The organism is Curtobacterium sp. NPDC086286 (assembly GCF_044746255.1).
Taxonomy (GTDB): Bacteria; Actinomycetota; Actinomycetes; order Actinomycetales; family Microbacteriaceae; genus Curtobacterium.
In genome coordinates, this window is sequence record NZ_JBIVBW010000002.1 from 315,912 (window position 1) to 330,433 (window position 14,522).

Here is a 14,522-nt window from a genome sequence, read left to right on the forward strand (position 1 = left end):
GACCTTCGCCGGGGCGCGGGGCGTGTGCTCGGGGGCGGCGGCGCCCGGCGGGCGCCCGGCGTGGGGGGGGGGGGGGGGGTGCGGCCCCCCCCCCCCCCCCCCCCCCGCCTCCAGTCCGTCGCCGGTCCGTCACCGGTCCGTCGCGGGGGCCGCGTCGTCGACGACCGCGAGGCCGTTCAGGGTGCGGGGGTACCCGATGAACGGCACCAGGACGGTGAGCACGTCGAGCAGGTCCCGGCGGTGGTTGCCGACGGCGAGGTTGCCGGCGACGTGCCCGCGGACCTGCGCGTCGGCGCCACCGAGCGCGACGAGCATCGCGAAGGTGACGAGCTCGCGGGTCCGGAGGTCCAGCCCGCCGCGGGCCACCGTGTCGCCGAAGCAGTTGCCGGAGAGGAACCGCTGGAAGTGCACCGTGTCGGGCGACGCGGCGTCGTACATCCGGTCGACCCGGTCGGCGCCGACGATCCGCCCCTGCACCTCGCGCCCGCGGGCCAGTCGCGTCTCGGGGTCGGTCGTGCTCTGATCAGGCAAGGGGAGCGCGACGCCGCGGGCGACGAGAGCGTCGTGGGTGATCGTGAGGAAGTCGACGGTGCGGGCGAAGCCGACGTAGGCGACGGCCTGGTACACGACCTCCTTCGCCTCGACCGGGGTGACCTCGTTCGCGAGCGCGGCTCCGAGGAGGACCGCGAACTCGGTGTGCGCACCGACGGCGATCGTCGCGCCGAGCTGGACGAGGAGTCGGTCGTGCCGGGTGATCGCGACGTCGCGCAGGGTCTCGTCGAAGGTGAAGTCGGCGAAGGACGCCGCGAACCCCGGGTCGGTCTCGGCGAGGGTCGAGGTGTGGTCCGGGAAGAGCTGGGCGTGCTCGCGCTGGGCTGCTGGGTTCGCTGGCATGCCCTCGACGCTAGGACCGGGGTCGCCTCCGTGGGAGGGGACGCTGGGACACCCTCCGACAGGGCACCCCTCCGCGAGCACGAGCGGCCCGCCTGGGCTCAGGACGACGGTCCGGCGACGACCCGGCGGTCCCGCACTGCCCACGGCAGCAGGAGCCCGGCGAGCACCCCGCCCCCGACGTCGGCGGCCAGGTCCCCGATGGTGTCCTCGTAGCCGACGTAGATGGTCGGGTCGAGGAAGGTGTGCCCGAGGAACTCGAACATCTCCCAGACGGATCCGATCGCCAGCGACAGCACGCCGGCGACGACGACCGCCTGGACCCGGCCGACCCGGTCGCCCGTGCGCAGCACCCCGGTGTCGCTCGCGATCACCCAGAGCACCGCGGTCAACGCGGCGAGCAGCACGAAGTGCACGACCTTGTCCCACAGGAACACCGACGTGTACCAGCCGAGGACGCTGCTCCACCCGGCGACGAGCGCCAGTGCGCACACGGCGGTGTCGACGGCGGGTCGGAGTCCGAGCACGCGGGGGACGACGACCCCGAGCAGTGCGAGCAGGAGCACGGCGAACGCGATCCAGCCCCACCCGATCGTGGCGACCGGGAGGCTCACCAGCGTCACCGCACGGACGGCGTCGGCGACGACCTCGGCCCCGCGGGGTCGGCGGAGGAACGTCGCACCGAGCCGGTCGATCACGCGGTGGTCCGCGGTGGTCGTGGTCACGGTGCCTCCCACCGGAGCACGGCCTGCACGGCGGCGTGGTCGGACGGCCACACCCCGCTCGGTCGGCGCGTCGACACGGCCGCCGCCGACACGGAGGCACGTACCCCGTCAGCACCGCGGGCCAGGATCCAGTCGATCCGGCGTCCGCCCCGGCGGGGAGCGCGGTAGCCCAAGTGCGTGCCCCACTGCTCGGACGCGTGCGAGGCCGCCGTCGTCCAGGTGTCCGCGAACCCCGCGTCGGTGAGGACCCGGTGCGGAGCGCTGTCGGCGGGGGCGTTCGCGTCGCCGAGCACGACGACCGGGAGCCCGGCCTCGTCCGCCCAGCGGACGAGGAGCTCCGCCGACCGCCGGCGTGCCAGGGGCGATGCGACGTCGAGGTGCACGGACACGGCGAGGAAGCGCGTGCCGGTGACGCGGTCCTCGAGCCGGAGGCCGACGGCGATCCGGGGGAACAGGGTGCCCCACGACCGGCTCCCGATCCGCTCCGGCCGGCGGGACAGCGCCCGGACGTGCTCGCCGGTGACCCGCAGACGGTCGGTGTCGACCAGCATCCCGACGCGCTCCCCGTCGCCGCGGCGCCCGCGACCCCGGAGCGCCGCGGTCCACCGGGGCTGCAACCGCTCCGTGAGCCAGCGCTCCTGGTCGGGCAGGACCTCCTGCAGGGCGGCGAGGTGCGGGGACTCGGACCCGAGCAGCTCGAGCACGGCACCGCGGCGGTGCGACCAGGCATCGGGGTGGTCGGTCCGACGGTGCGGGACGCGTCGGCGGACGTTGAGGGACAGGACGTGCAGGTCCGGGGCGGACCGCGGCCCGACGAGCGGGGAGTCGCTCACGACGCCGGCACCTCCTCGAGCGGTTCCACGACGTCCGGTCCGGGGACCCGCTCGACCACGGCACCGGGCACGGCACGGGGCGTCGCCCAGCAGCGCCGCACGGCCCGGACGACCGGCAGGATCCGGAACCCGCCGAGCGCCAGTGTCCGGAGCGCCTTCCGCGTGCGCACGACGAGGCCGGGCAGGTCGCGGACGGGCTCGCCCGACACGGACATCACGAGGGAACGGTCGAGCACCACCGGCCACGCGGGATCGAGCTGCACGGACAGGTCGACGTCGTCGTGGACGTCGGCGTCGTACCGGTGCACGCGGGACCGGACGGCCTCCCAGGCGCGGCGCCGGATGACCAGGTTCGAACCGAACAACGGCGGCCGCCACAGCGCCGCCGTCATCAGGGCGAAGTAGGCGCGCATGTACGCCACGTGCCAGAACGCCCGCTCCAGACGACCGAGCCCGCGGAACTCGCCCGGCCCGGTCACCGCCACGACGCGGTCGTCGTCGAAGTGCCGGAGCGCCCGCTCGAGCCAGTCCGGACCCGGGCAGGAGTCCGAGTCCAGCCGGGCGATCAGGGTGCCCGTCGCCGCGTCGTAGCCCCGGGACGCCGCCGCGGCGATCGCCCGGACGGGTTCGTGCAGCACGCGGGCACCGGCCTGGGAAGCGACGGCCGCGCTGTCGTCCGAGCTGCCGTTGTCGACGACGACCACCTCGTCGGGCAGCCGCGTCTGGCGAGCCAACGCCGCGAGGCACCGGCGGAGCTGGTCCGCGTCGTCGAGGACCGGCACGACGACGGTGACGGTGTCGGGGCGGCGCATGCGACCACCCAACCAGGCCGTGCTCGGACCGCGCCCAGCGCTGCGGGCCGGCACCGCGCCTCCTGGCCGCCCCTACTCCACGTCGACGTCCCGCTTCCCGCGCCGGACGATGAGCGGATCGGGCCGGCCGATCACGTCCACCGCCTTGTCCGGGTAGTCGAACTGCGTCAGGAAGTACCGCATCGCGTTCAGGCGGGCGCGCTTCTTGTCGTTCGACCGGACGATGGTCCACGGTGCGTACCGCTTGCTCGTCCGGGCGAACATGGCGGTCTTCGCCTCGGTGTACTCGTCCCACCGGTCGAGCGAGAGCAGGTCGATGTCGGACAGCTTCCACCGCCGCACGGGGTCGAGCTGCCGGATCGCGAACCGGGTGCGCTGCTCGCGGCGGGTGACCGAGAACCAGAACTTCGTGAGGTGGATGCCGGAGTCGACGAGCATCCGCTCGAACTGCGGCACCTGCGTCATGAAGGACTCGTACTCGTCGTCGGAGCAGAACCCCATCACCCGCTCGACACCGGCGCGGTTGTACCAGGAGCGGTCGAACAGGACCATCTCGCCCGCCGACGGCAGGTACTGCACGTAGCGCTGGAAGTACCACTCGCCGCGCTCGCGTTCGCTCGGCTTGCTCAGCGCGACGACGCGGGAGGTCCGGGGGTTGAGGTGCTCCGTGAACCGCTTGATGGTGCCGCCCTTGCCCGCGGCGTCGCGACCCTCGAAGAGGACGACGGCCTTCTGCCCGGTGTCCTCGAGCCAGTACTGGCACTTCAGCAGCTCGATCTGCAGGTGGTACTTCTGGTACTCGTACTCCTCGCGGCCGAGGCGCTCGTCGTAGGGGTAGTCGTCGCGCCAGGTCAGGACCGGGTTGCCGTACGGGTCGATGAGGTCCGGGTCGGCGGTGTGCCCGTCGGCGACGCTGTAGCCCTCGGTCCGGAGCTGCTCGATGTACTCCCGGATGGGCTGCGAGTACTGGGCCTTGTCCACGGGTCCTCCTCGTCGGTGTGCTGCACCCCCATCCTGGCGTGCGCTTCCCGGCCGCGTCCGCAGGGACACCGGACAAACTTCCGTCAGGGCTGTACGTTCACAGTGAGGTCGCTGGACGCGATCGCGGCAGAAGGAGCAAGCATGTCAGGTACAACCCGGTCGGGACGTCCGACCACCGTCACCGTCTCGTTCATCATCTGGCTGATCGTGGTCCTCGCGAACATCATCAGCGGCATCGTCGTGCTCGTCGCGGGCGGCGGTGGCGCGGCCGCAGCGAACGCCGTCGGGACCGGGCCGGTGGTCGCTGGCGCGATCATCAGCTTCATCATCGCCATCGTCGAGCTCATCATCGTCTTCAAGATGCGCGACGGCCGCAACTGGGCGCGCATCGTCCTGCTCGTGCTCGCGATCCTGCAGGTCCTCAACGTCGGTGTCGGCGCGGCGTCCGGTTCGAACGCCTTCGGCTGGATCGGTGGCATCGCGGTCATCGTCGCGACCATCCTCATGTTCGTCGGTGGCGCGAACGGCTACTTCCGCCGTCGCTGACGACCGGAGTGCGGGTCGCGACGCGACCCGATGACGGACGGGAGGCGCGGTGCCGGCTGGCACCGCGCCTCCCGTCCGTCTGCGGTCCGGTCCGTTCGCGGTCGCGTCCGCGAGAGGATGGCCGGGTGCGCACCGCGACCGACCTCCTCGACGCCCTCGTCCGTCACGTCGACGCCACCGGCTTCGCCGCCCACGGCCTCCACGTCCTCGTCGGGGACGACGCCGCCGAGCACCAATGGACGCCCGACATCCGCCGCGAGGTCCACTCCGTCGCCAAGGGGATCGCGGCCCTCGCCACCGGGATCGCCGCCGACGACGGACTCGTCGACGTGGACGTCCCGGTGTCGACCCTCCTGCCCGCCGTCCGCTTCGGGGCGGGCACGGACGCGGTCACGCTCCGGCACCTGCTCACCATGACGAGCGGTGTCGACATGCCGTGGTCCGAGACGGAGCTCACCGACTGGCCGGACCTCGCGGCCGAGTTCCTCGGGCGCCCCTCGCGCGGCCGGGTGTTCCAGTACGCGAACGCGAGCACGTACACGGCGATGCGGGTCCTCGAGACCCGGGTCGGCGACGTGGGCGCGTTCGTCGCCCGGCGGTTGTTCGACCCGCTCGGCATCGAGGACGTGCCGTGGGCACGCTGCCCGAACGGGTACGTCGTCGGCGGCGAGGGCCTGGCGCTGCGCACCGGCGAACTCGCACGGATCGGCCGACTGGTGCGCGACCGCGGGGAGTTCGCGGGGCGTCGCATCGTGGGCGCACGCTGGTGCGACGCGATGCACACCGACTGGGTCGAGCGCGACGGCACGGGCCCCGGCTACGAGCGGTACGCGATGGCGGGGTGGGGCGGCCCCGGCCGACTCTGGCGGCTGCACGGCGCGTACGGGCAGATGCTGCTCTTCGACGGCGACACGGTCGTCACCGTGACGGCGGACGACCACTTCGGAGCGGACGCCTTCGCGGCGGTCGTCGCGACGGAGCTGGAGTCGGAGGAACGGGCCGACCGGGCCTGAACGCCGCAGGCCGAGGGGCGAGGGCCGCGGGCCGAGGGCCGGGCGTCAGTGGCGCCGTCGGCTCGAGATCAGTCCGCCGAAGACCAGCACCACCGCCACGCAGAAGACGATCAGTCCCGCGGGGTCGAAGCCGTCGAAGTTCATGGTTCCTCCTGGAGTCCTGTCCCGACGGTACGACCGCGTTCCTCGACGTGCGCGGTGTCCGGCGCCCCCGGGCATTCCGGCCCGCACAGGTTCCTCCGGCGGAGGCGGGTTCGTCCGGGGAACGCACCCGATCCCGCCGGAGTGCGCATGTGCGCCCGCTGCGAGCGCTCCGGCCGAACGGGTGCGATGATGATCCGCGGCCGTCGCCCGACGGCGAAGAAGCCGTCGGACGGACGGTGAAGAGACGGAAGTGACGAGCGTGACCGAGACCCGCTCTCAGACCCCGACGACCGAGACCTCCGATGACGCCGGCACCCACGGCCCCGCGAAGGGCATCGCCGCCCTCGCCCTGGCCGCCCTCGGCGTCGTCTTCGGCGACATCGGTACGAGCCCGCTGTACGCGCTGCGCACCGTGTTCACGATCGACGGCGGCATCGTGCAGGCCAACCAGGAGGACGTCTACGGCGTGATCTCGATGATGTTCTGGAGCATCACGATCATCGTGTCGATCAAGTACGTCCTCGTGCTCATGCGCGCCGACAACAACGGCGAGGGCGGGGTGATGGCGCTCGCCGCACTCGCCCGGCGCCTCTACGCGAAGCGCCGCGGGGGAGCGACGATCTTCCTCGTCATCGGGATCGTCGGCGTCTCGCTGTTCTACGGCGACTCCGTCATCACCCCGGCGGTGTCCGTGCTCTCGGCCGTCGAGGGGCTGCAGACCGCCGCTCCGAGCGTCGGCCACCTCATCGTGCCGATCGCGGCGGTCATCCTCGTGGTGCTGTTCGCGGTGCAGCGGGTCGGCACGGGCAAGGTCGGCAACCTGTTCGGCCCCGTGATGCTGCTCTGGTTCGTCGTCATCGCCGCCGCCGGGGTGCCGCACATCCTGGCGCACCCGGGCGTCCTGCAGGGGCTCTCGCCCACGTGGGCCATCGCGTTCCTCATCGCGCACCCGTACATCACGTTCGTCGCGATGGGCGCGGTCGTGCTGGTCATCACCGGCGCCGAGGCCCTCTACGCCGACATGGGCCACTTCGGGCGGACGCCGATCCTCCGCGCCTGGTTCTTCGTCGTCTTCCCGGCCCTCGTGCTGAACTACCTCGGCCAGGCGTCGCTGGTGCTCAACCAGCCCGGGGCGGCGAAGGACCCCTTCTTCCTGCTCTTCCCGAGCGCGTTGCAGATCCCGGTCGTGATCCTCGCGACGATGGCCACCGTCATCGCGAGCCAGGCGGTCATCTCCGGGGCGTTCTCGCTGAGCCGCCAGGCCGTGCAGCTCGGCCTGCTGCCGCCGCTCACCATCCGGCAGACCTCCCGACAGGAGGGCGGCCAGATCTACCTGCCGGCCGTCAACCTCCTGCTGTTCATCGGCGTGATGGCCGTCATGCTCGCGTTCCGTTCCTCGGCGAGCCTCGCCACCGCGTACGGGGTCTCCGTCACCGGTGCGCTCGTCGTCGACACGCTCCTGCTGCTGCTCGTGGTGAAGCCGCTGTGGCACTGGAAGACGTGGAAGCTCGTCGTCGCCGCGGTGGCGTTCGGCGGGCTCGAGCTGACGTTCCTCGCCGGCAACCTGTCGAAGATCCTGCACGGCGGATGGGTCCCGCTGCTGATCGCGCTCGCGGTGATCACGCTCATGACCACGTGGCGTCGCGGCCGGCAGCTCGTGCAGGAGGAGCGCAAGGAGCGCGAGGGGTCCCTCGCCGACTTCATCGAGAAGATCAACACGAAGGGCATCCCGCGCGTGCAGGGTGTCGCGATCTTCCCGCACCCCAACAAGGAGACGACGCCGCTGGCGCTCCGGGCGAACGTCGAGCACAACCACGTGGTGCACCGGACGGTCGTCATCGTGTCCGTCATCACCGCGAACGTGCCCCACGTGCCGCACGCCAAGGCCTTCTTCCGTGACGACCTCGGCTACGAGGACGACGGCATCGACCACATCACGATCAAGTTCGGCTTCTCGGACGACCAGGACCTGCCGAAGGCCCTGCACGCGGCCTGCCTGGCCGAGGTGCTCGACGTCGACCCCGAGGAGATGGCGAACGCGTCGTACTTCATCTCGCGCGGCGCACTCCGGCCGGTGGCGGGGAACCGGGGCATGGTCGGCTGGCGCAAGAAGCTCTTCGTCGGGCTGGCGCACAACGCCGCCGACCCGGCTGCCCGCTTCGGGTTGCCGGCGCACCGCACCGTGACGATGGGCAGCGACGTCGAGATCTGACGACCGTCGTTCGCCTCAGCAGCAGTCGCAGGCCTCGACCTCGCGCTCGCCGGTGAGCGCGGCGACGGGCTGCTTGCACGCGTCGCCCCGCCAGGCCTCGAGCCCTTCCCGGACCGCGAACACCACGACGACGAGCCCGGCCACCGGGTCCGCCCAGGTCCAGCCGAACAGGGTGTTCAGCAGTAGGCCGACCAGGACGGCGGCGGAGAGGTAGCTGCACACCAGGGTCTGCTTCGAGTCCGCGACGGCCGACGCCGAACCGAGCTCGCGGCCCGTGCGCCGTTCGAGCAAGCTGAGGAACGGCATCACGGCCAGGCTGACCGCGGCGAGCACGATGCCGACCGTGCTGTGCTCCGGCTCGCGCAGTCCGGTCAGCGTCAGCACCGCGTCGACCGAGACGTACAGGGCGAGCCCGAAGAACGAGACGGCGATCACGCGGAGCGCCGTCCGTTCGCGCCGCTCGGGGTCGGGCGCCGCGAACTGCCACGCGACCGCGGCCGCGGAGAGCACCTCGACGATCGAGTCCAGGCCGAAGCCGATCAGGGCGGTGGACGACGCGACCGAACCGGCGCTGATCGCGACGACGGCCTCGACGACGTTGTACGTGATGGTGGCGGCGACGATCCATCGGATCCGGCGGCGCAGCACCGCGCTCCGGACGGCCGTCGGACGCGGCCCGAGGGGCAGCGCGGCGCTCATGCGCCCGGCCCGCAGCAGAGCGGCACGGCACAGGCGTCGTCGGTGCACGGCGCGCCGTCGTCGACCGCCAGCACGACGTCGACGAGTGACTCGAGTGCACGGGCGAGGTGCGCGTCCGCGATCTCGTAGCGGGTCCGGCGGCCTTCCGGCACGGCCACGACGATCCCGCAGCCGCGCAGGCACGCCAGGTGGTTCGACACGTTCGCCCGGGTGGTCCCGAGGTCGTCGGCGAGCACGGCGGGGTACCGGGGCGACTCGAGCAGGCGGAGGAGGATCCGCGCACGGGTCGGATCGGCGAGGGCGCGGCCGAGGCGGTTCATCACCTCGAGGCGCGGAGCGACGAGCAGCATGCACCCACAGTACAGCGAGCGCTGTACCGATCGGGGGTAGACGGGTACGTCGGGTACAGCGAACCTGAACGCCGGGGGATCCAGGCCGGGAATCGACTAACCGACGAGCAGCGACGCCCGATACTCCATCGCACAAGCACCACGGCCATCGCAACACACGCACACCCCCACGCAGGAGGCAGTCAGCATGCGGTCCCCGTCCGTCCTCGTCGCCGCGCTCTCGATCGCACTCGTCGCCGCGACCAGCCTCGCTGCCGGCGCGCCCGCCGGAGCAGCGGCCCTCCCCGCCTCGTCGAAGGCGACCTCGACCGTGCCGGACGGCCGGACGATCCCGAAGACGAACGTCACGACGAACGGCCGGACCTGGAAGCAGACGTTCCGCGCCGGGTTCGACAGTGCCGCGCCGGTCGGCAAGTTCGCGGCGACGTACCCGCGGATCGGTCTCTACGACGGCTTCACGGACACGACCGGCAAGGGGAAGTACGCGCCGTCGAAGGTCCTGAGCGTGAAGGGCGGCGTGCTCGACTTCGCGCTGCACACCGAGAAGGGCCAGCCCCTCGTCGCGGCGATCATGCCCGACGGGTACGCCCCGCACAAGACGGGTCGGGTGTCGATCCGGTACAAGACCACGAAGACCCAGGGCTACAAGTTCTCGACGATCCTCTGGCCGTCGAGCGACGACTGGAACGAGGGCGAGATCGACTGGCCCGAGGCCGACCTCGGTGCCCGCCCCCGCCCGGCCTCGGCGGTCCCGGGCAGCTGGACGCCGCTCGGCATGCGGTTCGAACCGGGCAAGGAGACCTTCGCGCCCTCGGACAGCACCGGCTGGCACGTCGCGACGACCGAGTGGGACAAGGGCATCGTCCGGTTCTACTGGGACGGCAAGCTCGTCTCGTCGACCACCAAGGCGGTGCCGACGACGGCCTTCCGCGTGACCATGCAGGCGGAGACCACCACGAACGGCGGGGCGATCCCGGCGAGCGCGGTCGGGCACGTCAGCGTGGACTGGATCGCGATCTGGAACTGACCGGGCGCCGGCGCCGCTGACCGACGCGGGGACCGGGGCGGCCGCGGCCGCTCAGCGGGTGCGGCCGCGCAGCCGTCCGATGCCCAGCACGACGGCGACGACCACCAGGCCGAGCAGGAGCCCGACCACCGCCGACACCGCGGTGTCCACGATCCACGTGACGACCGGCCCGGTCGCCTCGATGCCGTGCTCGATCGCGTGCAGCAGGTCGTACGGGCCGTGCCAGAAGGTCTCCGCCAGGTTCGCGATCACGAGGTGTCCGCCCACCCAGAGCATGGCCACCGTGCCGACGACGCCGATCACACGGAACACGGTCGGCATGGCGCGGACGATCCGCGCGCCCGTCCGTCTCGTGCGACGGACGCTGTTCTTCATCATCTGCAGCCCGATGTCGTCGATCTTCACGAGCAGGGCCACGGCGCCGTAGACCGCCCCGGTCATGACGAGCCCGATGACGATGAGCGCGCCGAGCGTCGGCCAGAGCCCGAGGTCGGGGTCGAGTCCGGCGAGGGCGATGAGCATGATCTCGGTGCTGAGGATGAGGTCCGTGCGGATCGCCCCGAACACGAGCTTCGGCTCGGCGACGGTCTCCTCGGACTCGCTGACGTGGTGCGCGCCGAACCACTCGGTGACCTTCTCGGCCCCCTCGAAGCACAGGTAGGTGCCGCCGAGCAGCAGCAGCCACGGCAGCACCCACGGCGCGAACGCCGTGAGCAGCAGCGCGAGCGGGATGATGATGACGAACTTGTTGAAGAGGCTGCCGAGTGCGATCCGCCCCACGACCGGCAGCTCGCGCGCGGGCGAGAGCCCCTGCACGTACTGCGGGGTCACCGCGGCGTCGTCGATCACGACGCCAGCGGTCTTGGCGCTGGCCTTGAGGGCCGCGGAGAGCACGTCGTCGACGATGGCGAGCAGACCGACTGACATGCGCTCAGACTAGGGCCTCGGCGCGTCCCGTCGGCGCAGGGTCTGCGAGGGGGACTCCCCGTACACCTCGGCGTAGTACCCGGAGAACCGCCCGAGGTGGTTGAACCCCCACGACAGCGCGACCTCGGCGACCGTCACGCGCTCGGGGTCACCCGCGAGCAGTTCGGCGCGGACCCCGTGCAGCCGGGCCTCGCGCAGGAACTGCATCGGCCGGACGCCGACGTTCCGCTGGAAGGCCGCCTGCAGTCCCCGTGCGCTCACCCCGGCAGCAGCGCTCACCTGGGCGACCGTGAGCGGCCGGCGGGCGTTCGCGACCATCCACTCCTTGGCGAACCGGATCGTCGACGACCCGACCGCCACCGTGGGCGCCGACGACGGCGTCGCGTCGAACGCCGCCGCCACGGCGTCCGCGATCGACTGGTTCCAGCGTGCGCGGACCGTCTCCGGCGCGGTCGGGTCCAGGAGGCGCGGTGCGGCCTCGCCGATCCGGCTGCGGAGCAGCCGCAGCGCGTCCACCCCCAGCGTGCGGCGGAACGCGAGCTGCCGCGGCTCGTCGTCGCCGCGGCGCGCGGCGGCGATCGACTCGAGGAACGCGCCACCGAACCGGACCGAGTGCTGTCCCGAGGGGAGCCCCTCGAACGTGAAGTCGCGACCGACCGGGTACATCACCGGGATGCCGGGCAGCAGCTGCACCGGGTCGCGGGTCCCGGTGTCGATCGTCATGCCGGGGCCGGTCGCCCACGCCAGGACGTAGTCGTGACCGGGGACGATCGTGCCCCACCGTCGTGCCGCCACGTCCGAGGTGCCCACCACCACGTCCTGGTCGCCGACGGCCCGGAAGCGGAAGGCGAACCCGTCGCGGGCAGCATCGCCGATGTGGATGTCACGGCTGTCGTACACCCGCTCGTACAGCGCCACGGCATCGTCGAGGGAGGACCCCCGGCGATCGACGTGGATCGGCGCGACATCGTGGACCATGTCCGACCAGTGTCGCGCATGTCGTCCCCGATCGGTCACATCGCGACGCAGTTCGCGCACCCGACCACGGACGCGACTGCGTTCGGCGGCTGTTCCGTACGGGCTGCCAGACGCCCCCGAGGACGGTGAGGACAGCGGCGGATCCGTCGCTCGGACGGAGGACCACATGTACTTCCACGCACAGACCTGGATCAACGAGATCGCCGACGGCGAACCGGACCCCGCGGCCGCGAACGCCCTGCAGGAGGGACTCGGCGGGCAGTTCGGCGAGATGCGCACGATGATGCAGTACCTGTTCCAGGCGATGAACTTCCGGGGTCCGGCCGCGAAGCCGTTCCGCGACCTCATCCAGGGCGTCGGGACCGAGGAGATCAGCCACGTCGAGCTCATCGGCACCACGATCTCGCGGCTGCTCGACGGTGCTCCCGAGTACTCCGGCACGCCCACCGACCCGCTCGACACCCCCGGGGCGAAGGGGGCGACCCCGCTGCACATCGCGCTCGACACGGGCAACATCCACCACTACCTCGTCAGTGCCCAGGGAGCCCTGCCGGTCGACGCGGCCGGGAACCCGTGGAGCGGCAGCTACGTGTACAACTCCGGCAACCTGCCGCTCGACCTGCTGTACAACCTCATGCTCGAGTCGACCGGCCGCCTGCAGAAGTGCCGGATCTACGAGATGACCGACAACCCCACCGCTCGCAGCACCATCGCGTACCTGATCGTGCGCGACCAGGCGCACGAGAACGCCTACGCGAAGGCGCTCGAGGCCCTCGGCGTCGACTGGGGGAAGCTCCTGCCGATCCCGAAGACCAACGCCGAGGCGTTCCCCGAGGTCAAGGCGCTCGTCGACCTGGGGCTGCAGAGCAAGCAGTACAGCTTCGACCTCGACGGTGCGTCCGAGGCCGCGAAGATCTTCCGCGGCGCCTCTCCGTCGAACGACGGCACCGACCTCGACGCGTCCGAGCAGGCACCCGCCGGGGTGCCGTCGTTCATCGCGCCGGAGCGGCTCGAGGAGTTCGCGCCGGGGCTCGACGCCGATCTGCTCGCGCTCATCCAGCAGACCGCGGAGCTCGAGCTCGACCAGGCCGAGACGCCGGTGTACGGCCCCGTCGCCTGACCGGTCTCAGTCGAGGCAGAACTCGTTGCCCTCGACGTCCTGCATGACGATGCACGACTCGTTGACCTCGTCGGCGAGCATGCGGCGGAACTGCGTGGCGCCGAGGGCGACGAGCCGGTCGCTCTCGGCGTCGAGGGCGGCGAGCCGTTCGGCGCCGACGAGCCCGCTGCCGACCCGGACGTCGAGGTGCACGCGGTTCTTCACGACCCTGCCCTCCGGCACGCGCTGGAAGAACAACCGCGGGCCGACTCCGGTCGGGTCCACGCACGCGAACGCCGAACCGCGGTGCTCCGGGGGCAGCGCCCGGTCGAAGGCGTCCCACGAGTCGAACCCCTCCGGTGGCGGCGGCACCACGTAGCCGAGGACCTCGCACCAGAAGCGCGCCACCCGCTCGGGGTCCGCGCAGTCGAACGTCACCTGCACCTGCCGCACCGTCGCCATGGGCAGACGATACAGCGGAGGCCCCGTCGTTCGACAGGGCCTCCGCTGCTCGTTCCGGTGTCAGTCGTTGAGGTGCGCGATCGCGTAGTCGGCCTCGGCCGGCAGGAACTTCTCGCCGTACTCACTGACCAGCTGGTCGCGGATCGCGGCGGGGGACATCGACATGTCCTCCTGGTAGCTCTTCGCCTTCTCGAGCGCGTTCGCGTTCCAGTCCGCCTGCACGTGGTCGATCGCGTACTGCGCTGCCTCGGCGGAGAACTGTTCGCCGTACTCCGAGGTGAGCTGGTCGTAGATGCCCGCCTTGCTCATGTGCATCATCTCGGAGTAGCTCTCGGCCTTGACGAGGGCGGAGGTGTACTCCACGGGCGTCGCGGGCGCAGCCTCGGTGCTCTCGGAGGGGGCCTCGGACGGCTCGGACTCGGAGCTCTCCGAGGGGGAGGCGCTCTCGGACTCCTCGGCCGCGACCGGCGCCGGGGTGGCCGACTCCGCGACGACGGACGATTGCGTCGCCGAGTCGGATGCAGTGCCGACCAACGCACCGAGTCCGGCCGCGAAGGTGATCGACGTGATGGTGGCCACGGCGCCGAGGACGAGGCCCGTGATGGCGAGACCCTTCGACTGACGCTTCCGGAGAGCGATCGCGCCGAGAACGACGGCGACCACGCCGACGATCGCGCCGAACACGGGGACCCATCCGAACACGAACGCCACGATCCCGACGACCAACGCGGCGATCGCGAGTCCGGCAGAGCGCTGTTGCGGAGTGGGGGCGCCGGGGTACGGAGCGAAGGTCTGGCCTGCCGGGGCGTGCGGCTGGTACGGG

General features: G+C 71.7%; 16 protein-coding genes. 5 read left to right on the plus strand and 11 right to left on the minus strand.

All coding sequences use genetic code 11. The features are described 5' to 3' along the window. Positions 1-129 precede the first annotated feature (129 nt). From ACIPKM_RS04985 to ppk2, 5 genes are all read right to left on the minus strand, one after another. A complete protein-coding gene (locus ACIPKM_RS04985; protein ID WP_402736286.1) occupies positions 130-894 on the minus strand; it encodes a carboxymuconolactone decarboxylase family protein in 765 nt (254 codons plus the stop codon). A 98-nt stretch (positions 895-992) separates the two neighbouring features. Beyond that, positions 993-1,616, minus strand: a complete 624-nt coding sequence (locus tag ACIPKM_RS04990) for a hypothetical protein (protein WP_402736287.1) — start codon at positions 1,614-1,616, stop codon at positions 993-995. Then, positions 1,613-2,449 (minus strand): endonuclease/exonuclease/phosphatase family protein, encoded by an 837-nt coding sequence (locus ACIPKM_RS04995; protein ID WP_402736288.1) that lies wholly within the window; start codon positions 2,447-2,449, stop codon positions 1,613-1,615. Before ACIPKM_RS04995 ends, ACIPKM_RS04990 begins: the two co-directional genes overlap by 4 nt. Next, complete coding sequence (locus ACIPKM_RS05000) at positions 2,446-3,261, minus strand: glycosyltransferase family 2 protein (protein ID WP_402736289.1); 816 nt, start codon at positions 3,259-3,261, stop codon at positions 2,446-2,448. The genes ACIPKM_RS04995 and ACIPKM_RS05000 overlap by 4 nt, the downstream gene beginning before the upstream one ends. A 72-nt stretch (positions 3,262-3,333) precedes the next feature. Further along, positions 3,334-4,242 (minus strand): polyphosphate kinase 2, encoded by a 909-nt coding sequence (ppk2, locus tag ACIPKM_RS05005; RefSeq protein WP_070416884.1) that lies wholly within the window; start codon positions 4,240-4,242, stop codon positions 3,334-3,336. Between the two features lie 141 nt (positions 4,243-4,383). Between ppk2 and ACIPKM_RS05010 the strand changes: the two genes are divergently transcribed. The 3 genes from ACIPKM_RS05010 to ACIPKM_RS05020 all read left to right on the plus strand — a co-directional run bounded on the left by ACIPKM_RS05010 (position 4,384) and on the right by ACIPKM_RS05020 (position 8,157). Further along, the gene (locus ACIPKM_RS05010; RefSeq protein ID WP_070416883.1) at positions 4,384-4,788 is read left to right on the plus strand and encodes a hypothetical protein; all 405 of its coding nucleotides are present in this window, start codon (positions 4,384-4,386) and stop codon (positions 4,786-4,788) included. A gap of 125 nt (positions 4,789-4,913) precedes the next feature. Then, positions 4,914-5,801, plus strand: coding sequence for a serine hydrolase domain-containing protein (locus ACIPKM_RS05015; protein WP_402736290.1), 888 nt, complete (start codon positions 4,914-4,916; stop codon positions 5,799-5,801). 394 nt (positions 5,802-6,195) lie between these two features. Continuing rightward, positions 6,196-8,157, plus strand: a complete 1,962-nt coding sequence (locus ACIPKM_RS05020) for a potassium transporter Kup (protein WP_261645740.1) — start codon at positions 6,196-6,198, stop codon at positions 8,155-8,157. 15 nt (positions 8,158-8,172) lie between these two features. On the opposite strand, the gene ACIPKM_RS05025 is transcribed toward ACIPKM_RS05020, so the two are convergent. Then, positions 8,173-8,856: a cation diffusion facilitator family transporter gene (locus ACIPKM_RS05025; protein ID WP_071301769.1), complete on the minus strand. Its 684-nt coding sequence runs from the start codon at positions 8,854-8,856 to the stop codon at positions 8,173-8,175. Continuing rightward, the gene (locus tag ACIPKM_RS05030; RefSeq protein WP_071295328.1) at positions 8,853-9,206 is read right to left on the minus strand and encodes a helix-turn-helix transcriptional regulator; all 354 of its coding nucleotides are present in this window, start codon (positions 9,204-9,206) and stop codon (positions 8,853-8,855) included. The genes ACIPKM_RS05025 and ACIPKM_RS05030 overlap by 4 nt, the downstream gene beginning before the upstream one ends. A gap of 187 nt (positions 9,207-9,393) precedes the next feature. On the opposite strand from ACIPKM_RS05030, the gene ACIPKM_RS05035 reads away from it, so the two are divergent. After that, a complete protein-coding gene (locus ACIPKM_RS05035) occupies positions 9,394-10,233 on the plus strand; it encodes a glycoside hydrolase family 16 protein (RefSeq protein WP_070416879.1) in 840 nt (279 codons plus the stop codon). A gap of 51 nt (positions 10,234-10,284) precedes the next feature. Here ACIPKM_RS05035 and ACIPKM_RS05040 read toward each other — a convergent pair whose 3' ends face one another. Both ACIPKM_RS05040 and ACIPKM_RS05045 read right to left on the minus strand, forming a co-directional pair. Further along, positions 10,285-11,160 (minus strand): DUF808 family protein, encoded by an 876-nt coding sequence (locus tag ACIPKM_RS05040; protein WP_071301770.1) that lies wholly within the window; start codon positions 11,158-11,160, stop codon positions 10,285-10,287. 9 nt (positions 11,161-11,169) lie between these two features. Then, positions 11,170-12,138, minus strand: coding sequence for a helix-turn-helix transcriptional regulator (locus ACIPKM_RS05045; RefSeq protein ID WP_070416877.1), 969 nt, complete (start codon positions 12,136-12,138; stop codon positions 11,170-11,172). A gap of 166 nt (positions 12,139-12,304) precedes the next feature. On the opposite strand from ACIPKM_RS05045, the gene ACIPKM_RS05050 reads away from it, so the two are divergent. Then, positions 12,305-13,258: a manganese catalase family protein gene (locus tag ACIPKM_RS05050; protein WP_402736291.1), complete on the plus strand. Its 954-nt coding sequence runs from the start codon at positions 12,305-12,307 to the stop codon at positions 13,256-13,258. 6 nt (positions 13,259-13,264) lie between these two features. On the opposite strand, the gene ACIPKM_RS05055 is transcribed toward ACIPKM_RS05050, so the two are convergent. Both ACIPKM_RS05055 and ACIPKM_RS05060 read right to left on the minus strand, forming a co-directional pair. Beyond that, positions 13,265-13,699: a VOC family protein gene (locus ACIPKM_RS05055; RefSeq protein WP_402736292.1), complete on the minus strand. Its 435-nt coding sequence runs from the start codon at positions 13,697-13,699 to the stop codon at positions 13,265-13,267. Between the two features lie 60 nt (positions 13,700-13,759). Continuing rightward, positions 13,760-14,425: an Ltp family lipoprotein gene (locus tag ACIPKM_RS05060; RefSeq protein ID WP_402736293.1), complete on the minus strand. Its 666-nt coding sequence runs from the start codon at positions 14,423-14,425 to the stop codon at positions 13,760-13,762. Positions 14,426-14,522: the final 97 nt, after the last annotated feature.